General features: G+C 51.3%; 17 protein-coding genes. 11 read left to right on the top strand and 6 right to left on the bottom strand.

Annotated features, from left to right (window positions below):
• Positions 1–24: 24 nt before the first annotated feature.
• Together CWI70_RS01565 and CWI70_RS01570 are read right to left on the bottom strand one after the other, a co-directional pair.
• The gene (locus tag CWI70_RS01565; protein ID WP_126769934.1) at positions 25–510 is read right to left on the bottom strand and encodes a GNAT family N-acetyltransferase; all 486 of its coding nucleotides are present in this window, start codon (positions 508–510) and stop codon (positions 25–27) included.
• On the bottom strand, positions 500–1,084 hold the full coding sequence (locus tag CWI70_RS01570) for a YceI family protein (RefSeq protein WP_157980844.1): 585 nt from the start codon (positions 1,082–1,084) through the stop codon (positions 500–502). The genes CWI70_RS01565 and CWI70_RS01570 overlap by 11 nt, the downstream gene beginning before the upstream one ends.
• A 224-nt stretch (positions 1,085–1,308) precedes the next feature.
• Here CWI70_RS01570 and CWI70_RS01575 point away from each other — a divergent pair, with 224 nt between their 5' ends.
• From CWI70_RS01575 to CWI70_RS01605, 7 genes are all read left to right on the top strand, one after another.
• Positions 1,309–1,821, top strand: a complete 513-nt coding sequence (locus CWI70_RS01575) for a fasciclin domain-containing protein (protein WP_126769938.1) — start codon at positions 1,309–1,311, stop codon at positions 1,819–1,821.
• A gap of 150 nt (positions 1,822–1,971) precedes the next feature.
• Positions 1,972–2,673 carry a GntR family transcriptional regulator gene (locus CWI70_RS01580; protein WP_126769940.1) on the top strand — a complete coding sequence of 234 codons (702 nt, stop codon included), beginning with the start codon at positions 1,972–1,974 and terminating at the stop codon, positions 2,671–2,673.
• Positions 2,670–3,548 carry a methylisocitrate lyase gene (prpB, locus tag CWI70_RS01585; RefSeq protein ID WP_126769941.1) on the top strand — a complete coding sequence of 293 codons (879 nt, stop codon included), beginning with the start codon at positions 2,670–2,672 and terminating at the stop codon, positions 3,546–3,548. Before CWI70_RS01580 ends, prpB begins: the two co-directional genes overlap by 4 nt.
• A gap of 140 nt (positions 3,549–3,688) precedes the next feature.
• Positions 3,689–4,813 carry a bifunctional 2-methylcitrate synthase/citrate synthase gene (gene prpC / locus CWI70_RS01590; protein ID WP_126769943.1) on the top strand — a complete coding sequence of 375 codons (1,125 nt, stop codon included), beginning with the start codon at positions 3,689–3,691 and terminating at the stop codon, positions 4,811–4,813.
• A 23-nt stretch (positions 4,814–4,836) separates the two neighbouring features.
• A complete protein-coding gene (acnD, locus tag CWI70_RS01595) occupies positions 4,837–7,437 on the top strand; it encodes a Fe/S-dependent 2-methylisocitrate dehydratase AcnD (RefSeq protein WP_126772631.1) in 2,601 nt (866 codons plus the stop codon).
• A gap of 4 nt (positions 7,438–7,441) precedes the next feature.
• Positions 7,442–8,632 carry a 2-methylaconitate cis-trans isomerase PrpF gene (gene prpF, locus CWI70_RS01600; RefSeq protein ID WP_126769945.1) on the top strand — a complete coding sequence of 397 codons (1,191 nt, stop codon included), beginning with the start codon at positions 7,442–7,444 and terminating at the stop codon, positions 8,630–8,632.
• Positions 8,632–9,033 carry a YchJ family protein gene (locus tag CWI70_RS01605; protein ID WP_126769947.1) on the top strand — a complete coding sequence of 134 codons (402 nt, stop codon included), beginning with the start codon at positions 8,632–8,634 and terminating at the stop codon, positions 9,031–9,033. The genes prpF and CWI70_RS01605 overlap by 1 nt, the downstream gene beginning before the upstream one ends.
• On the opposite strand, the gene CWI70_RS01610 is transcribed toward CWI70_RS01605, so the two are convergent.
• Positions 9,030–10,286, bottom strand: a complete 1,257-nt coding sequence (locus CWI70_RS01610; RefSeq protein WP_126769949.1) for a DUF418 domain-containing protein — start codon at positions 10,284–10,286, stop codon at positions 9,030–9,032. The genes CWI70_RS01605 and CWI70_RS01610 overlap by 4 nt on opposite strands.
• Before the next feature lie 154 nt (positions 10,287–10,440).
• Here CWI70_RS01610 and CWI70_RS01615 point away from each other — a divergent pair, with 154 nt between their 5' ends.
• Entirely contained in the window at positions 10,441–10,929 is a 489-nt protein-coding gene (locus CWI70_RS01615) for a TspO/MBR family protein (protein WP_126769951.1), read from the top strand.
• A gap of 19 nt (positions 10,930–10,948) precedes the next feature.
• Here the strand turns inward: CWI70_RS01615 and CWI70_RS01620 are convergent, their stop codons facing one another.
• Entirely contained in the window at positions 10,949–12,409 is a 1,461-nt protein-coding gene (locus CWI70_RS01620) for a protein adenylyltransferase SelO (protein WP_241967801.1), read from the bottom strand.
• A complete protein-coding gene (locus tag CWI70_RS01625) occupies positions 12,399–13,325 on the bottom strand; it encodes a LysR family transcriptional regulator (RefSeq protein ID WP_126769953.1) in 927 nt (308 codons plus the stop codon). Before CWI70_RS01625 ends, CWI70_RS01620 begins: the two co-directional genes overlap by 11 nt.
• A 111-nt stretch (positions 13,326–13,436) precedes the next feature.
• On the opposite strand from CWI70_RS01625, the gene CWI70_RS01630 reads away from it, so the two are divergent.
• From CWI70_RS01630 to CWI70_RS01640, 3 genes are read left to right on the top strand one after another with little or no spacing between them, the layout of a single operon-like run.
• On the top strand, positions 13,437–14,882 hold the full coding sequence (locus tag CWI70_RS01630) for an NADH-quinone oxidoreductase subunit L (protein WP_126769955.1): 1,446 nt from the start codon (positions 13,437–13,439) through the stop codon (positions 14,880–14,882).
• Entirely contained in the window at positions 14,879–17,305 is a 2,427-nt protein-coding gene (locus CWI70_RS01635) for a DUF2309 domain-containing protein (RefSeq protein ID WP_126769957.1), read from the top strand. The genes CWI70_RS01630 and CWI70_RS01635 overlap by 4 nt, the downstream gene beginning before the upstream one ends.
• Positions 17,289–17,915 (top strand): L-threonylcarbamoyladenylate synthase, encoded by a 627-nt coding sequence (locus tag CWI70_RS01640; protein ID WP_157980845.1) that lies wholly within the window; start codon positions 17,289–17,291, stop codon positions 17,913–17,915. Before CWI70_RS01635 ends, CWI70_RS01640 begins: the two co-directional genes overlap by 17 nt.
• Here CWI70_RS01640 and CWI70_RS01645 read toward each other — a convergent pair.
• Complete coding sequence (locus CWI70_RS01645) at positions 17,912–18,973, bottom strand: S66 peptidase family protein (protein ID WP_126769961.1); 1,062 nt, start codon at positions 18,971–18,973, stop codon at positions 17,912–17,914. The two genes, CWI70_RS01640 and CWI70_RS01645, sit on opposite strands and share 4 nt — an antisense overlap.
• Positions 18,974–19,105 lie beyond the last annotated feature (132 nt).

The following is a 19,105-nucleotide window of genomic DNA, read 5'->3' on the forward strand; positions in this document are numbered from 1 at the left end:
ATATGAGCTAATTCATAGCTGAGGTCAATGCTTACTCTTTACATTACGTAGCATCAGGTAGCGATCCTCACCGGCACCTAAATAATCTGTTTCCGTCGTTTGCAAGGCAAAGCCATATTGTTCATAGAGCTTTACTGCTGCTGTATTGGCAGGAGAGACACTTAACCATAACTGTGAAAAACCGAGCTGCTCGACACGGTTTAACCAATGCTGGAGAAGTTGTTTACCTAATCCCATGCCGCGGTAGCTTTGATCCACAAGTAATGACATTAACCACAGCTGTTGGGAATTTTGTCCCGGTGCGCCTAGGCAATAGCCGGCAAGGGACGTTTGGTTGGCTGATTTGACCTTGACCACTTGCAGTAAATCGGGCCACTGATGAATGGCTTGATAAAAAAGCGGGGCAGGGTAGCCATCGTGGGGGTAATAACTGGCTTCTAAACGGCAAAGCGCGGCAACATCATCTGCTGTCGCCGCGCTCAAAGATGACGCTGAGGCCTTAGTTCTCACGGCTGAACTGCACCGTGAACGTTACTGGAATAACGTGGTCAATGGCCTGTAAACCAGCAATTTCTTGCAGCTTGTTAATGCCTGCAACTAACTTAAACTCGCTGGCATTAATCAACACCGGCTGTGATGTCGTGGCGACAACATGGTCAGCATCTAATTTTGTTACCTGTAACGCGGCATCTACTTCAACAGCTTCACCGGCAATAAAAACCGTCATCGGAACAACCACGGGTAAGGTACCGGTAGCTGTTTCAATGTCATAGATCTCGGTTGGAATCGTCGCTGTTGCTGTGACCGAGGCGTATTCATCGGCATTGAATAAATGCTCAAGCATACGCTCATTGCGAATCGGTATCGCAGTGTCGATGCTTGCCACCGGTACTGTCACTTTCAACTCACCGTCATTCATTTCGCCGGACAGCTCAGTAAAGCGGTGTATTTCGGCAATAGTGTCATTTTTGACAGAAACGAAATGTAGGGTTGAGCGTTCGCTATCAAGTGTCCAGTCAGCAGCAAAAACCGACGTGCTCAGCAGCGCGGCTGCCGCAGTAGTTGTTAGGAGTGACTTCAACATAAAACCTCCGTTAGCAATCAATGTAGTAGGTAATACTAGCATATCCCATTGATTGATCACTTGTATTTATGGGGCGTCACGACCTTTACAAAAAATTATTGTATAAAAATTAATCCTTTTCCGAGTCCACCTCCGTACAACTCCACGACGCCAAGAATTTTCAAATAGCAAACAGCGGATAGCAAACAACGCTTTTCGTTTTTTTCACAGCAAGGAGTTCCATAATGTTAAACGTAGCTTCATCAATTAAATGGCTTGCCGGTGCTTTATTAGTAGCAGCAGTATCAACCACTGCGGTTGCTCATAATCATGGCAAGAAAAAGGACATCGTCGACATCGCTGCTAGCGATGGCCAGTTCTCAACCTTAGTGACAGCCGTGAAAGCGGCCGGCTTAGTTGATACTTTGAAAGGTGACGGTCCTTTCACTGTGTTCGCACCGACCAATGACGCTTTTGCAGCGCTACCAGAGGGTACTTTGGATAGCTTGCTGAAGCCGGAAAATAAAGACCAGTTGGTTGCTGTACTCACTTACCATGTGTTGGGTGACAAAGTTCCTAGCTCAGCCATCGCGGGTAAAGAGTTATCAACCGCGACCGTGCAAGGTGAAGAAGTTGCCATTGACGCAACTGATGGTGTTCAAGTTGGCGGCGCTAATGTTGTCAAAGCTGACATCATGACAAGCAACGGCGTCATTCATGTCATTGATGCGGTGATCTTGCCGCCGTCAATGCGTTAACCTGTTGTTCTCCCTAAGTAGGTAAGTTGTAGGCCCCGCTTTGCGGGGCTTTTTTATGGTTTGTCGACAATCCATTGCTCTTGGTGATTGAAATTAGCTCATAAACCCATTAAAATGCGCTTCTCTTTTGGAAACTGTCGACATATCTGTATGACTGAGCATCCTAGTTTACTACGCCAAGCGATCACAGCATCAGACCGCGTGCTGTATGAAATCCAACGTGCCATTGTCGAGGGTACGATTCCAGCAGGCAGTAAAATTAGTGAGCCTGAGCTTGCTCGCCGTTTTGACGTTAGTCGCGCGCCACTGCGCGAGGCGTTAGCACGACTGGAAAGGTGTCATCTTATTGAGCGTATTCCGAATGCCGGCGCGCGAGTGGTAACGTTAACTCCCCAAGGTCTCATTTCGCTCTACCAAATTCGCGAAGAACTTGAAGGTTTGGCCTGCCGCTTAGCGGCTGAGCAAATGCCTGAGACTGAAATTGACGAGCTCGCAGGGTTACTCGATCAGCACCTAAGTACTCAGCGGGTACGCGAGGGTGAGAGTTACTATCAAGAAGCGGGCGATCTCGACTTTCATTACCGTGTCATTTTAGGCAGTAAAAATCCCTACCTGATTAATATGCTTTGTGACGAGCTGTATTACTTAGTGCGCATGTATCGCGTGCAAATGGGCATGAACGGGCCACGTGTATCGCGTGCGTTCGATGAGCACAAAGCTATTCTAAACGCCATCGCTAACCGCGATGGCGAACTTGCCGATTTATTGATGCGTCGGCACATCGCGGCTTCGCGCCGCAATATTGAAAAACAGTTAAACGAATTGCAACCAGCCAAAAAGGAACCCGCATGAGCCAGATACCAAGTGCAGGCGCTAAACTGCGTCAAGCAATCAAAGACGAACATCCACTGCAAATCGTCGGCACCATTAACGCCTATACGGCGATGATGGCCGAAAAAGTAGGGCATAAAGCGCTTTACTTGTCAGGCGCTGGCGTTGCCAATGCTTCATTCGGCTTACCCGATCTTGGCATGACGTCGTTAAACGATGTGTGTGAAGATATTCGTCGTATTACTGGGGCGAGTGACTTACCTTTGTTGGTTGATGCCGATACGGGGTGGGGCGGAGCCTTCAATATTGCGCGTACCGTGAAAGAAATGACGCGTGCGGGCGCTGCCGGCTTCCATATTGAAGACCAAGTTGCGCAAAAGCGCTGTGGCCATCGGCCAAACAAAGAAATTGTTACCCAAGCAGAAATGGTTGATCGGGTAAAAGCCGCGGTTGACGCACGTATTGACGACCAGTTCTTAATTATGGCGCGTACCGACGCTTTACAACAAGAAGGCTTAGAAGCCGCAATTGAGCGTGCTCAGGCCTGCGTAGACGCTGGTGCCGATGCTATTTTTGCCGAAGCTGTACACACCCTTGAACAGTATCAAGCGTTCACCAACGCGCTGAACGTGCCGGTTCTTGCTAACATTACGGAATTTGGCGCCACGCCCTTATTCAATAAACAAGAACTTGCCGAAGTCGGTGTTGAAATGGTGCTGTATCCACTAAGTGCCTTCCGCGCCATGAACAAAGCAGCATTAAATGTCTATGAAAGCATTCTCGCGAATGGCGACCAAAAAGCGGTCGTTGATGACATGCAAACGCGTGCGGAGTTGTACGATTTCTTGAATTATCACGCATTCGAGCAAAAACTCGATCAGTTATTTAAAAAATAAAACCGCTGTTAGCTGTTCGCTGTTTGCACGCTCACTGCGTTCGCTCTTTGTTTAAGATCTAAACAAACAGCGAACAGCAAATAGCAAACAGCGCCTTTCACGAACAGCGAGCATCGAACAACGATTTTAAGGAGTTAATTATGGTTGATAAAAAATTAAGTGGCGCAGGTTTGCGCGGACAAGTAGCTGGTGAAACCAAACTATGTACCGTTGGTAAAAGCGGCTCGGGTTTAACTTACTACGGTTACGACATCAAAGAGCTGGCCGAAAAAGTTAGCTTTGAAGAAGTGGCGTATTTGCTAGCGCATGGCGAGTTACCAAAAGCTGATGACTTGGCAGCCTACAAAGGTCGTTTGGCGAAGTTACGTGGTTTACCACAAGAATTGAAAGACGTGCTTGAGCGTATTCCTGCTGATGCGCACCCAATGGATGTGATGCGTACCGGTTGTTCTTTCTTGGGTAACATTGAGCCGGAAGAAGACTTTAGCCAAGCGGACGACAAAATTGAGCGTTTGTTAGCAGCGTTCCCAAGCATCTTATTGTATTGGTATCACTTCAGCCACAACGGTAAACGTATTGAAACTGTGACTGATGCTGACTCTATTGGTGCGCACTTCTTGGAGTTATTGCACGGTGAGAAGCCTACTCAGCTGCACGCTGACGTGATGAATACTTCACTGATTCTGTATGCAGAGCACGAATTTAATGCTTCGACGTTCACAGCGCGTGTTTGTGCGTCGACGTTGTCTGACATTTTCTCTTGTGTAACAGGCGCTATCGGTTCACTGCGTGGTCCATTGCACGGCGGTGCGAACGAAGCTGCGATGGAACTGATTGAAGACATGAAAGACGCGGATGACGCTGAGCAAACCTTGATGGGCATGCTGGAGCGTAAAGAGAAAATCATGGGCTTCGGTCATGCGGTCTATCGTGAATTCGATCCACGTAACGACATTATCAAAGCGTGGTCAGAAAAGCTGGCGAAAGAAAACGGCGATACCCGTTTGTACGACGTCTCTGTACGTTGCGAAGACGTCATGTGGCGCGAGAAGAAATTGTTCCCAAATGCGGACTTTTTCCACGCTTCTGCTTATCACTTTATGGGCATTCCAACCAAGCTGTTCACGCCAATTTTCGTGATGTCACGCGTTACCGGTTGGACTGCACACGTGAAAGAGCAACGTGCCAATAACCGTATTATTCGTCCAAGTGCTGACTATATTGGTCCAGAGCCACGTCCAGTACCAACACTGAACGAACGCTAAGGAGCTGTTGGATGTTTAATGACATGTTTAATGAGAGCTATCGGGCGCAGTTGCCCGGTACCTCGCTGATGTACTATGACACGCGTAAAGCGGTCAACGACATCGAGCCAGGTGCCTACGACAAACTGCCATACAGTTCGCGGATCTTTGCTGAAAACTTGGTGCGTCGTTGTGAGCCAGCTGAGCTCACTGACGCGCTCAGTCAGCTGATTTATCGCAAACGCGACATCGACTTTCCTTGGTTCCCAGCGCGGGTCGTGTGCCATGACATTCTTGGACAGACAGCGTTAGTCGACCTTGCCGGTTTGCGTGACGCGATTGCGGAGAAGGGCGGAGACCCAGCGAAAGTAAATCCTGTGGTGCCAACACAGTTGATCGTTGACCATTCTTTGGCAGTGGAGCATGCGGGTTTTGAAAAGGACGCGTTTGAAAAGAACCGCGCCATTGAAGACCGTCGCAACGATGACCGTTTCCACTTTATTAACTGGACCAAAACTGCCTTTAAAAACGTGGATGTGATCCCTCCAGGCAACGGCATTATGCACCAAATTAATTTGGAGAAAATGTCGCCAGTGGTGCAAGTGCGTGACGGCGTGGCGTTTGCCGATACCTGCGTAGGGACTGATAGCCATACCCCAATGGTTGATGCGTTAGGCGTTATCTCGGTTGGCGTAGGTGGTCTCGAAGCTGAAAGCGTGATGCTAGGTCGTGCGTCGTATATGCGTTTGCCTGATATTGTCGGCGTTGAGCTGAAAGGAAAATTGCGTCCGGGTATTACCGGCACCGATTTGGTTTTGGCATTGACCGAGTTCTTACGTAAAGAACGTGTGGTTGGCGCCTACCTTGAGTTTTATGGTGAAGGCGCTGATGCCTTGACCCTGGGTGACCGTGCCACCATTTCGAACATGACGCCAGAATATGGTGCAACGGCCGCGATGTTCTACATCGATGACCAAACCATCGATTACTTGAAGCTGACGGGCCGTGACGACGAGCAGGTGAAGTTGGTCGAGAAGTTCGCCAAAGAAACCGGTTTGTGGAGCGACAGTCTTAAAACTGCTGAATACGAACGTGTGCTGACCTTTGACTTGAGCAAAGTTGAGCGTAACTTAGCTGGGCCGTCCAATCCGCATGCTTTGTTGCCAGCCAATGAGCTTGCGCAGCGCGGTATCGCTAAGCATATCGATGCACCGGAAGACGGTTTAATGCCAGACGGTGCTTGTATCATTGCGGCGATCACGAGTTGTACCAATACCAGTAACCCGCGCAATATGATTGCCGCAGGTTTGATTGCACGCAATGCAAATAAATTAGGCTTGACCCGTAAACCATGGGTGAAGAGCTCGCTGGCACCAGGTTCGAAAACGGTCAAAATGTACCTTGAAGAAGCTGACTTATTGCCGGAGCTGGAAGAACTTGGTTTCGGCGTAGTGGCCTTCGCGTGTACAACTTGTAACGGGATGAGCGGAGCCTTGGATCCGAAGATCCAGCAAGAAATTATTGACCGCGATTTGTACTCAACTGCAGTACTCTCTGGTAACCGTAACTTTGACGGGCGTATCCATCCTTATGCGAAGCAAGCGTTTTTAGCGTCACCACCGTTGGTGGTCGCTTATGCAATTGCGGGGACGATTCGCTTTGATATTGAGAAAGATCCACTTGGCTTTGATGACGAAGGTCATCCAATTACCTTGAAAGATATTTGGCCGAGCGATGAAGAAATCGATGCGATTGTAAAAGCTTCGGTGAAACCAGAGCAATTCCGCAAAGTGTACGACCCAATGTTTAGCTTGTCGGTCGATTATGGCGAGCAGAACAACCCGCTGTATGACTGGCGTCCGATGAGTACCTATATTCGCCGTCCACCGTATTGGGAAGGGCAAATGGCCGCTGCGAACAAGCTTAAAGGCTTGCGTCCATTAGCGGTGCTGGGTGACAACATCACCACCGACCATTTGTCGCCATCGAATGCGATTTTGGCTGACAGTGCTGCCGGTGAATATCTAGCCAAAATGGGTGTGCCCGAGGAAGACTTTAACTCTTACGCCACTCACCGTGGTGATCACTTAACTGCGCAACGCGCGACTTTTGCTAACCCGAAACTGTTTAACGAAATGGTACGGGACGAGAAAGGTGAAGTGATTCAAGGTTCACTGGCGCGCGTCGAGCCGGAAGGCAAAGTGATGCGCATGTGGGAAGCTATTGAAACCTACATGGAACGCAAGCAGCCGTTGATTATTGTTGCGGGTGCTGACTACGGTCAAGGTTCATCACGTGACTGGGCTGCTAAAGGTGTGCGCCTGGCTGGTGTTGAGTGCATTGTCGCTGAAGGCTTTGAGCGCATTCACCGTACCAACCTGATTGGTATGGGGGTTCTGCCGCTGGAGTTTGCCGCTGGCACTACGCGCAAAACACTTAACCTTGACGGTACCGAAACCTATGATGTGAAAGGTGACATCGCTCCAGGTGCGACCATGACCTTAACTATTCATCGGGCCAACGGCGAAAGCCTAGAAGTACCAGTGAAATGTCGCCTTGATACCTTTGAAGAAGTGTCGATTTACGAGGCCGGTGGTGTCTTGCAACGTTTCGCGCAGGACTTTCTTGAAGCAGAAGCGAGCTAAGCCTATGAGTTCTGATAAGGTTTTTGCCCCGCAAATCAAAATTCCCGCCACCTACATGCGTGGCGGGACCTCGAAAGGGGTGTTTTTTCGTCTCGATGATTTGCCTGCTGAGGCGCAACAACCTGGCGCCGCACGCGACCAGCTGTTGTTGCGCGTGATCGGTAGCCCTGATCCTTACGCTAAGCACACCGACGGGATGGGCGGCGCAACCTCAAGTACCAGTAAAACGGTGATTCTGTCGCGTTCGAAAAGTCCTGATCACGACGTTGATTACTTGTTTGGTCAGGTCTCGATTGATAAGCCTTTTATCGATTGGAGCGGTAACTGCGGTAACTTAACCGCTGCCGTAGGTTCGTTCGCCATCAGTAATGGCTTAATTGATCCGGCACAAGTCCCAGAAAACGGCATTTGCACCGTGCGTATTTGGCAAGCCAACATTGAGAAAACCATCGTTGCGCGGGTACCAATGACCAATGGTGAAGTGCAAGAAACCGGTGACTTTGAGCTAGACGGCGTGACCTTTCCAGCCGCTGAAGTGCAGGTGGAGTTTATGGACCCCGCGGCTGGTGAAGGCGCAATGTTCCCCACTGGGAATGTGGTTGACAGCTTTGTCGTGCCGGGTCTAGGTGAGCTCCAAGCAACCTTTATCAACGCTGGTATTCCGACCATTTTCGTGAATGCCGATGCTATTGGTTATAACGGCACCGAACTACAGGGCGCGATTAATGAAGATCCGCAGGCCTTGCAAATGTTCGAAAGCTTACGCGCTCACGGTGCAGTGAAGATGGGCTTGATTGACGATGTAGCGGAAGCTGCGAATCGTCAGCATACGCCGAAGATTGCTTTTGTCGCACCGCCACAAGACTATTTGGCATCGAGCGGTAAGCAAATTCATGCAACTGACATTGATGTGCTGGTCCGTGCCATGTCGATGGGCAAACTTCACCATGCCATGATGGGCACAGCCGCCGTGGCGATTGCTGCAGCTGCCGCTGTGCCTGGTACCTTGGTGAACTTAGCTGCCGGTGGCGGCGATCGTACCTCGATTCGCTTTGGTCACCCGTCTGGCACCTTGCAAGTCGGCTCTGAAGCCAAGCAAGTTAATGGCGAATGGACCGTCACCAAAGCTATCATGAGCCGCAGCGCGCGGGTCTTAATGGAAGGTTGGGTACGGGTGCCAGGTGATTGCTTCTAATGGCCTTTAAAGCACCGAAGAAATGCCCTTGTGGTAATGGCTTGTATCGCAAGTGCTGCGGTCGTTTTCACCCGCTTTTCGCGGGTGAAAGCGTCGCGTTGCCGAAGAATGTCGAGCTGCTTATGCGTTCGCGTTACAGCGCTTTTTCACTGGGTATGGCCGACTACCTGCTTGAGACGTGGCACCCGTCGACCCGCCCTAGCGAGCTCGATTTCAGTGACAGTCCTCAATGGATGCAACTCGATATCTATAACGCTGAACAAAGCGGAGACGAGGGCAGGGTCCATTTTTGTGCCTACTTTCAGTTTGACGGCGAAGTTGGCGAGCACGAAGAATTGTCTGAGTTCGTGCGCGAAGATGGCCGCTGGTATTATCTTAAGCCAATTGAAAGCCTAACTTAGCGTTTAAAAGGTTGGCGCTGGCCATAGGTGAGCGTGCGCCAGAGCCACTCACACGGGCCGAAGCGAAAACGGGTGAGCCACCACTTGCTCATCGGCAATTGCAGCAGCCATAAGCCAATTGCGAAGGCTGTCGCCATGCTGCGACTGATTTCACCATACATCGCGAAACCGTAGCCATAAAACAAGGTGGTAAAGACAATCGAGTGCATCAAGTAGTTCGTGAGTGCCATGCGGCCAGCGGGGGCGAGATGGCGAAGCCAATGTTCGCGTTTGGCGCGCTGCGCACCGCGTAAAGCGAGGGCGATGAGGCTCATGTAAGCGAAACATAAGCCAAGACTGGCGACCGCCGCGATGGTGAAACCAAATGCCGAGTCAGGGTTCGGTAATAGCATGTTCGGATTGGTGTTGTAGAACCCAGTGTATAGCGCTGCTGGTAAGCCCAACAGTAGACCCCAACGGAGTAGGTGTTTGTAAGCCGTGGGGTGTTTATCGAATGAAGTGAAGACGCCACTGCGCGCAAAGCTCGCGCCGATTAAAAATATCCCCAATAAGGTCGGCAAAAAGAAGAACATACCTCCGGTGCCGTACATTTTACTTAATTCCTCGCTACGGACGGCAATCACTTGTTGCCAGCTTCCTTCGGCGTAGATCGTGTTCGCTTGTACAATAAAGTCTTTGATCGCAGCTTGGCTTTGCCGCATATCGGTAAGAACTTCATTTGCTGTAGCAGGATCTTGTAAGGCGAAGTGAAGGCCGATGGCCGCTAGCCACACAACGATAATAGGGAGCAAATAAATACCGATTCCCCACTTCCATAAGCTCTGTGCTGGTTTATTAATAAAAAGCACCAAGAAAAGTGCGCAAATGGCATAAGTGAGTAAGATATCACCGCCCCAGAAAAAGTAGATATGCAGCCAACCGAATAGCGCCAGTACGGCTGCGCGTCGCAGAAAAAAGAGGCGAGGGCGCGGGTGCTGTTTTTCCTTGGCGCGGTCACAGAAAATCACAAAGCCAATGCCGAACAACAGCGAAAACATGGTGTAGAACTTACCTTGCACAAAGGTAAATACGGTCCAACCAACGGCTTTATCGATACCTTCTAACGACTGGTCAAGGCCAAACAACATGGCGGTCATGGGGCGCTGAAAGTACTCGATGTTCATCAACAGGATGCCGAGTAGGGCAAAGCCGCGAATCACATCGAGCATTTGAATGCGTTCGCGCTGGGCAATAGGGCTAGTAAGGACAGTCATGGGGTATTCTCTTGTTGTTTTTATGGAAATAAGCTTAGACGCTTTTGGGTAATTGACAACCTGAACTTAATTTACTGAAAATTCGTAATTTAAGGGCAATTAGCTAGACTAAAAAGAAGATTCGCAGAGCATTAACGATAACAAGGAACAACTTATGCCTGTTATGAAACAAATTGGTGGATTGTTAGCGTGGTTAGCGCTGTCATTTGTCGTGGCGGCAATAGGCGGTTGGGGCTCAGCTAATGCGCCGGTGTTTTATCGCGAATTAATTTTACCAAGTTGGGCGCCATCGGCATGGTTATTTGGGCCGGTGTGGACAGCTTTGTATACCATGATGGCGATTTCGGCTTGGCTTGTTTGGCGCGAGTTCGGTTTTAAAGATAAGGCCAAGCGGGCATTGCAGGTGAACTTTGTTCAGCTTGGTTTGAATATGCTGTGGAGTTGGCTGTTCTTTGCTTGGTACTTGGGTGCGGTCAGCTTTGTTGAAATCATTCTACTATGGGGCGCGATCGTGGCCACCCTTGTGCTGTACTGGCGCTTGAATAAAGCAGCAGCGATATTGCTCCTGCCTTATTTGGCATGGGTCACTTTTGCTGCGTTCCTAAACTTCAGCATTTGGCAGCTTAACACCGGTACGCTTTAGCCGTTGTGAAGTGCAGTTGTTAGGTACCACAGAAAGTGCGGGTGACCTGTTCACCCGCCGCTGCTGGAGCCATCAAATCTTGGTTTTCGTCGCGTTCAACGAAGGGCTCGCGCAGCACTTTATTGAGGCGATTAAACTTAGCTAAAGAACCTTCCTTGATGGCCTCATCAATCAATTCTTGAATACGGTGATTGCGTGGAATATAGGCTGGGTTCACCTGTTGTAATTGCTCCGGACTAAACCCCTTTGGCCACGCGGCTTGCCAGCGGTCGTACCATGGCCGCCAGTGATGTTCGTTAGTAAAGAGCTGCGCCAAGCGTGTCGGTTCTTCATCACTTAGGTAGCGAAACGCAAGGGTGAAGTCGATCTTGTACTGCGCCAGTAAATCAAGAAAGTCCTGCACTAAGAGCTGGGCGCCCGGGCTTTCCGGCGTGAGACCTAGTTTACGCGTCATTTCCTGCCAGTAATAGTGCAGATAGCGCGCCTCAAAGCCTTCTACCGCTTCGGTTGCTGCTTTAATAGCAGGTTCACTAGCTTCGCCCTCAGCGTGCAACAGCGGTAATAGTGTTTCGGCGAAACGTGCAAGATTCCACATGGCGATGGGCGGTTGATTTTGGTACATGTAACGCCCACGTCGATCGATGGAACTGAATACCGTAGCGGGGTCGTAGGCTTCCATAAAGGCACAGGGCCCGTAGTCGATAGTTTCGCCTGATAACGTCATGTTGTCGGTGTTCATCACGCCGTGGATGAAACCTAAACTCATCCATTTTGCGATAAGTTGTGCTTGGCGGTCGATCACAGCTTGCAATAAGCTTAGGTACGGCTGATCGGCAGTGGCGCAAGCCGGGTAATGGCGCTGGATAACATAGTCAGCAAAGCTGTGTAGTAACTCACGATCTTTAAAGGCGAGCACATACTGGGCGGTACCGACGCGCAGATGACTGCTGGCCACGCGGGTGAGTATTGCGCCAGGCTCTGCTTGTTCCCGTTGTACCAACTCACCTGTTGCTACTGCTGCTAAGGCACGCGTGGTTGGAACGCCAAGGCGGTACATGGCCTCGCTTACTACATATTCCCTGAGCACAGGTCCAATGGGCGAGCGTCCATCGCCGCCACGTGAAAACGGCGTGCGGCCAGAGCCTTTTAATTGCAGATCAAAGCGTTTGCCGTCGGCGGCAGTGACTTCGGCTAGTAATACTGCACGACCATCGCCGAGTTGCGGTACATAGTTGGCAAACTGATGTCCGGCATAGCCTAACGCTGCGGGTTGCGCCCAGTCCGGCACTTCGTTGCCAGCGAAAATCCGCAGCCCGTGTTCATTACCGAACAAGTCTTCGGGGATACCAAGATACTCCGCTAATTCTGTATTCACTGCCAACCACTGTGGCTGCATGACGGGTGTAGGTTCGCAGCTTGCACTCAAGCGTGGGTCAAGCTGGGTGTAGCTATGTTCGCTCTGCATGGATTTAGTGGGCATCGCTTTGTTGCTCCGCGGTCGCTTGTTGAATGGCATCGATCATGGGCGATTGTAACAGTTCTGACAACAGCGGATGCTGGAACTTACGTTTGAGTGTGACTGCATAAAAGTTCTCAAAGGCGTTAGGAACGTCAAAACGCTTGCTCAACACGCCACTTTGTAACTCATCACGCACAACAACGGCGGGCATGGCCGCCAAAGCACCGCTGTCACGCGCTAATAGACGCAACATGGCCATATCATCCACTTCTGCAACAATCTCCGGTTCAAGTTGGTGCTGAGTACAAAAACTTTCGAACGCCGCCCGCAAGGGCGAAGCACTGCCGGGTACTACCCAGCGCTGGTGTTTGTAGGCCGGGTCGATGTACTCAGGTAGGTCGCAGCGCGCTGCAGGTGCAATCACACTTACAGCTTGTCGCGACAGTAATTGCGACTGCCAAGCAATGTCATCACTTAACGAGACTTCGCGATTGGTGAGCACCACGTCGATTTGGTGCTGGGCCAGCAGATCTAACAACTCAGGTTGAGGACGTGCGAGCAGTCGAAAGCTGGCGTCGGTTTTGCCCTTAAGCAGGGGCTCCATAAAACTCTCGATAAAGTTACGCGACATACTCGAGAGCATGCCTATCCGTAACGATGGCAGCGTGATTACACCGCGCTTTAGTAATTGTTGCAGCTCTTCGCCGCGCTGGAAAATATCCTCGGCGTAGTTCAATACCGTATGTCCCAACTCTGTTAACACCAAGGTGCGACCTTCGCGGGCGAACAACGGCTGACCTATGTTGTGTTCCAGCTGGTTAATTTGTGCTGACAATGCCGACTGCGAAATCGCCAGCTTTTCTGCGGTCGCGGTTAAATTGCCTTGCTTGGCCACGCGCCAGAAATAGTACAGATGATGGTAATTGAGTCGGTTCATAGCAATTCATTCTATAAAAGTGAACGTAATTTAATAATATATGTATTTTTATAATGCTTCCAGTGCTTGCAGAATAGCCGCATGTGAATTTTACCTTGGGGTGGAGGTTTTATGCCGTGGCGTGGAACGCAAATCGTGCTGGTTATGCTAATGACATTGTTTTTGGCGAGCTGTATTGCCGTGGCGACGGATCTTTTAGCGCCGCTGCAAGGGTGGGGAATCGCACTTACGCCGTTGAGTGCCGGTTTTGCTGCCATGATTTGCTTTATTGGTTTTGTGGTAACGCGCTATGCGGCCGTACAATTCCGCGATGAGCAAGATAGCGGTAAGTTCTGGCGGCGCCTGGTAAGTACCATTGCGGCCATCCTACTGACTGCTATTGCCGACCATTTTTTACTGTTTTGGTTGGGTTGGGTCGCCGTTAGCTTGACCCTTCACCGCTTACTGGTGTTCTATCCCGAACGACCACGTGCGCTGCTCGCCGCGCACAAGAAGTTTATCTTTGCCCGTATCGCTGAAACCCTGCTTGGCGCGACCTTGCTGAGTCTTTACTTCGTCTATGACATCCAAGCGATTAGCGAATTGTCGCAAATTACCGAGCATAACGTGAGCAACTGGTTGGCGTTGCTGTTAGTCACCGTGGCGGCGATGAAATGCGCGCAGTTGCCTGTACATGGCTGGTTATTGCAGGTGGTGGAAGCGCCGACGCCAGTCTCAGCGCTGCTGCATGCGGGGATAATCAACTTGGGTGGTTATCTGTTGTTGCAATTCTCGCCGATGTTAACGCCCGCAGAGGGGGCGCGCTGGTTACTCGCGATTGTTGCCGGGTTAAGCATGCTCGTAGCTGCGTCGGTAACCATGACGCGGATTAGTGTGAAAGTACGCTTGGCATGGTCGACCGTAGCGCAGATGGCGCTCATGTTGGTGGAGATTAGTCTTGGTTTTTATGCGTTGGCGGCGCTGCATTTGCTGGCGCATTCCTGTTACAAGGCGTATTCATTTCTTTCCGCCGGCAGCGTGGTCGAGCAGGGCGAGCGGCAACAGTTTGCTCAGTTAACCTTGCCGCGGGTACGCGCCTTGCTGCTCGGTACTATCTTAGCCTTCGCATTGGTGGTATTGGCGGCTTGGCTGTTTGCCACACAGCTGTACTTTGCCCCCTGGCTCGCCGTGGGTATGGCGCTGGCATTGTGGCTAGCGAGTGAAGTGGATTACTTTGGCCGCCGTCATAGTCTGCGAACAGCTGCTATAGCTGCGTTTTGGTTGGGTTTGTACGTGGCCGGTGCTTGGCTGTTTAAGTTGCTCTTGCCAACGCCACAATCAGGCCAGTACCTGCTCGGTATTGACCTATGGGTGTGTGCGGTTTTACTCGGCATTGCAGCGGTGTATTTGTGGTTGTTGTATCGCCCGCGTCGCGCCCTCGGACATCGCTTGTTTATCGCTTTAAACGCTGGTTTGTACCTAGACGAGTGGGCTACGCGCTTTAGCTTGCGGGTGTGGCCGCTACGTTTACCGTCATCAAGCCCGGGCTCTGTGGCAAAAGAAGGAGATCAAGCATGAGTGCTATCGATTTACAGCAACTGGGCAAGGCCGTTTGTAAGCGTGTGGCACCAGTGTGGCCACTGCCGCGCAGCATTGCCGTTAACCCTTGGTGGCAAGAGCGTGGTGCGTCGATTCGTGAGGTTGCCGAACGTGAACAGACGCGCAGAAACGTGCGTTTATTAATGCCCGCAGCTTATTACCAACAGCGCTGGTTACAGGAAATCCAGCCTGAGCATTTGCAGCAAGCAGCGCAAGAGCACGGCGTTGATCGCCCAGTGCAAGGCTTAGTGCGAGATCTACGTAGTCTTGCCGACGACAGTTCTGCCCTGCCAACCGTAGCGCAGGTCATGAACAGCGGACAACAACGCACTCGTACCTTGCCTTGGCGCACCGAAATTGTGCACCAGTTGAGTCAATTCTGTGCCTTGTGGGTCAATTACCCAGAGCAATTCAATGGTGCCGACAGTGCCGATGCCCTGTATTTAGCTTGGCTTGATATTGTTCGTCACGACCGCGGCATTGAACTGCTGGTTGGCGAGCGCCGCGTCGAAGCTGAGCTGGCGAAGTTACCGCGTAGTAGCGCCGAGCTTTGGCAACAAGTAGAGCAAGAACTGCCTTTAGCTGAGCGTGACCATATAGAAGCGTGGCTACAAGTTGCGTTGCACGATATTTATGGTTGGGCGAGCGTGTTTGCCCAGCGGCGCTGGGCGCGTGAGCTAGAAAACAGCGAAAATGTCTATGACGAGTTGGACCAGTTGTTAGCGATTCGTGTGGCGTGGGAGCTGGTGTGTTGGCGCTTGAGCGACAGCGAACAGCAGCAGCGGTTTGTTGCCGCGTATCAAGCGTTGCCACAGCGTCGTCAGCAAACTGCGCAAGAACAAGCGTTGCTGTGGGTGTGGCAGCGTGCGTTGGAGCTCAATTACCAACAAGAATTAGCCCAGCAACTGTCCGGTTTGCAGGCTCCTGCGAGCGATTCCGAAGTTGTCGGGCAGCCCTCATTGCAGGCGGTGTTTTGCATTGACGTACGCTCAGAGCCGATGCGCCGAGCGTTAGAGGCGCAGCATGAGGGGATCGAAACCTTCGGTTTTGCTGGCTTCTTTGGTTTGCCGGTCGAATATCAAGTTAGCGACACCTTAGCAAAGCCGCAGCTACCGGGCCTATTAGCACCGCAATTCCAAGTTGCGCAAGCGCAAGATAAGGCCGCAATTGCGCAACGCACGCACAGTTGGCGTGCAGGCAGTTGGCACCGCTCGCTCGAAAGCCCTGCCGGCGCTTATGGTTGGGTCGAAATGAGTGGGCTGGCGAAAATCTGGAAATTGCTTGAGCGCAGCCTTTGGCCTAAGCCCCAAGCTCGGATTGGCAGCGAGGTCATCCGCAACACCGACTGGCTGATAACAAAACAAGGGCAACAGCAAGCCTCTATTACAGAGCTGGCGGGGCTTGCCGCCAATGCGTTGAATGGCATGGGGTTAACTGAAAAGTTTGCGCCACAGGTGCTTATTGTTGGCCATACTGCCTGTGTGACCAATAACCCTCATGCTGCCAGTCTTGATTGTGGCGCATGCGGAGCGCAATCCGGTGAAGTGAATGCGCGCGTGTTGGTGCAATTATTTAATGACCCAGCGGTGCGGCAAGTCTTGGCTGTAGAGCATCGGATCGAGATCCCGCAGCAAACGCAGTTTCTCCCAGCACTGCATGACACCACGCAGCAGCAATTACGCCTATTGACTACTGACGGTGACACACACGTCCATCATGACCAACTCGAGCAATGGCTCGCTGAGGCCAGCAGTGCTGCGCAACACGAACAGCGAAGCAGGTTGGCTGATCGCCCAACAGCGGCGAAGGCGCTGCAACAACGTGCGGCAAATTGGGCCGAAGTCCGGCCAGAGTGGGGCTTAGCGCGCAATGCTGCGATTATTTTTGCACCTCGTGAGGCAACTGCAAAAGCGAAGTTCGACGCCCGCGCGTTTTTACACACCTATCATGCTGAACGCGATCCCGAACAAGCAGTTCTGACACAACTGATGACCGCACCTATGGTCGTCGCCCATTGGATCAATATGCAGTATTACGGGTCAATGACCGCGCCACAGACTTTCGGTAGCGGCAATAAATTGCTGCACAACGTCGTCGCCGATGGCGTCGGCGTATTCGAAGGCAATGGCGGCGATTTACGCATTGGGTTAGCGCGTCAATCCCTACACGACGGTAAAGACTGGTATCACCAGCCGTTGCGACTAACAGTCGTGATTGCCGCACCAACAACAGCCATAGATCGCGTGATCACCGAGCAAACCGTGGTGCGCGAACTGATCGACAACGAATGGTTGTACTTATGGCAGTGGGACCCCCGCAACGGAACACTACAACAACGCACAGCCGATGGCTGGCACAAGCTGGCAGAACGACAGGAGACGCAACATGACCTTGCGATTTAATGCAGATAACCCGAAGGAGTTGCGCCACGTAGGTCGCATCTTGGAACTTGGTGGTGTGGTGGCGCTACCCACCGACATTGCCTACGGTGTGGCCGCCGATGCGAGTAATGTTGAAGCCGTTAAACACGCCTATGCAGTGTTAGAACGGTCCGTTGGCGAGCCATCAATTATCCATCTTGGTCATGCGCGACAGCTTAAGGACTGGGCGGTGGATATTCCTAAGGTGGCTGAAACCTTGGTCGATGAGCATTGGCCAGGCGCCTTGACATTGTTGCTCCATCGGCATCCTCACGTATCGCCATTGGTCACTGGCGGCGGGCACAGTATTGCGTTACGTGTGCCGGCGCAAGAACAGTTGCGAGAACTGCTTAGCAAGTTCAACCTTGGTATTATCGCACCGTCCATCGGTGACAGCTATTGCACTGCCCAAGATGCTCATGGGTTGCTCGATGGTAAAATCGACGGAGTGTTAGATAGCGGCGAGTGCAGTGCAAGTGCCAAATCAACGATTATCGACTTACGCGGCAAACAGCCCGTGATAACGCGCGAAGGAAGTGTGCCGGCAGCATCGTTAGCGGAGCTGCTCGGCACAGATATACCCGTCGTTTAAGCTACAGCAGAACCAAGTAACTTAAGCGTTGCTGCATCGGCGTCGAGTTCGACTACATGGCCAACCGGTAAAATATGGTTGTCGCGAATGTGGCCAAACTGGGCGCCAGTGTAGGTGGGCACACCTAATGGCTTGAAGTAGTGTTCGAACACCTCATGCAAGGTAAAGCTCCCGAAGCCGGCACCTGGGTCGCACTCGGTACAATGACCAAAGACGATGCCTGCAACGCCTTCAAGGTGCCCGGCAAGTTGCAGCTGCGATAAGAAGCGGTCAATGCGATAAATATTTTCACCGACATCTTCCAGCATTAAAATTTTACCTTTCAGATCAGGGAAGTAGGGTGTTCCACATAAGCTGGTCAGCACGGTCAGATTACCGCCGACCAACACGCCTTGTGCCTTGCCACCATGGACCGTTGTCGTACGGTTGCTCATCATGGTCAAGGTCTCTTCTTTTTCTTTGTAGTTGCGCATGGTGGTGGACTTGCCGTCCATGATCACGTCGCGGAATTGCTGTGCCTGAAAGTCAGCCCAATACGAGAAGCCGTTAGGTCCGTGAAACGATACCATGCCAGTTTTCACATAAAGCGCATTCATGAGCGACGTGATATCACTGTAACCAAGCAAGACCTTGTTGTTAGCGTTAATCATATCGTAGTCAAGCAGCGGCAAAATACGGTTACAGCCCCAGCCACCACGTACCGCAATCACGGCATCAACGCTATCATCTGCGAAAGCCTTGTTTACATCAGCAGCACGCTCTGCATCGGTACCTGATAAATAACCGTGACGACCAAACACGTGTTCGCCAAGCTGTACTTTAAAGCCCAAGGCTTCAAATGATTCTTTGGCAATCAGCACGTGATGGCGATCTAATACTGCACTCGCGGGCGCAACCATGCGCACGGTGTCACCTTTTTTTAGACGCTTGGGTAAACGCCCAGCACCAAGGCCACTGCCTTGTTGAAATAAAGGCGCATTAGCAAGCGCACTCGGCGATAAAACAGAGGTTGCGACCGCACCTGCGGCCAGCGTTTTCATAAACGATCTGCGATCCATGACAAGGTCACCTTTTGTTGGTCTTAGTTTTGTGCCTGTTCAACGACTGTCAGTTGACGTCGATTCGACGTAACCGTTACGCTCAATCCTAGTAATAATTTATTAGTAATTGAACCCTAGAGTGCAATAAAA

Origin of the sequence: Pseudidiomarina homiensis (genome assembly GCF_003987225.1) — a bacterium.
Taxonomy (GTDB): Bacteria; Pseudomonadota; Gammaproteobacteria; order Enterobacterales; family Alteromonadaceae; genus Pseudidiomarina; species Pseudidiomarina homiensis.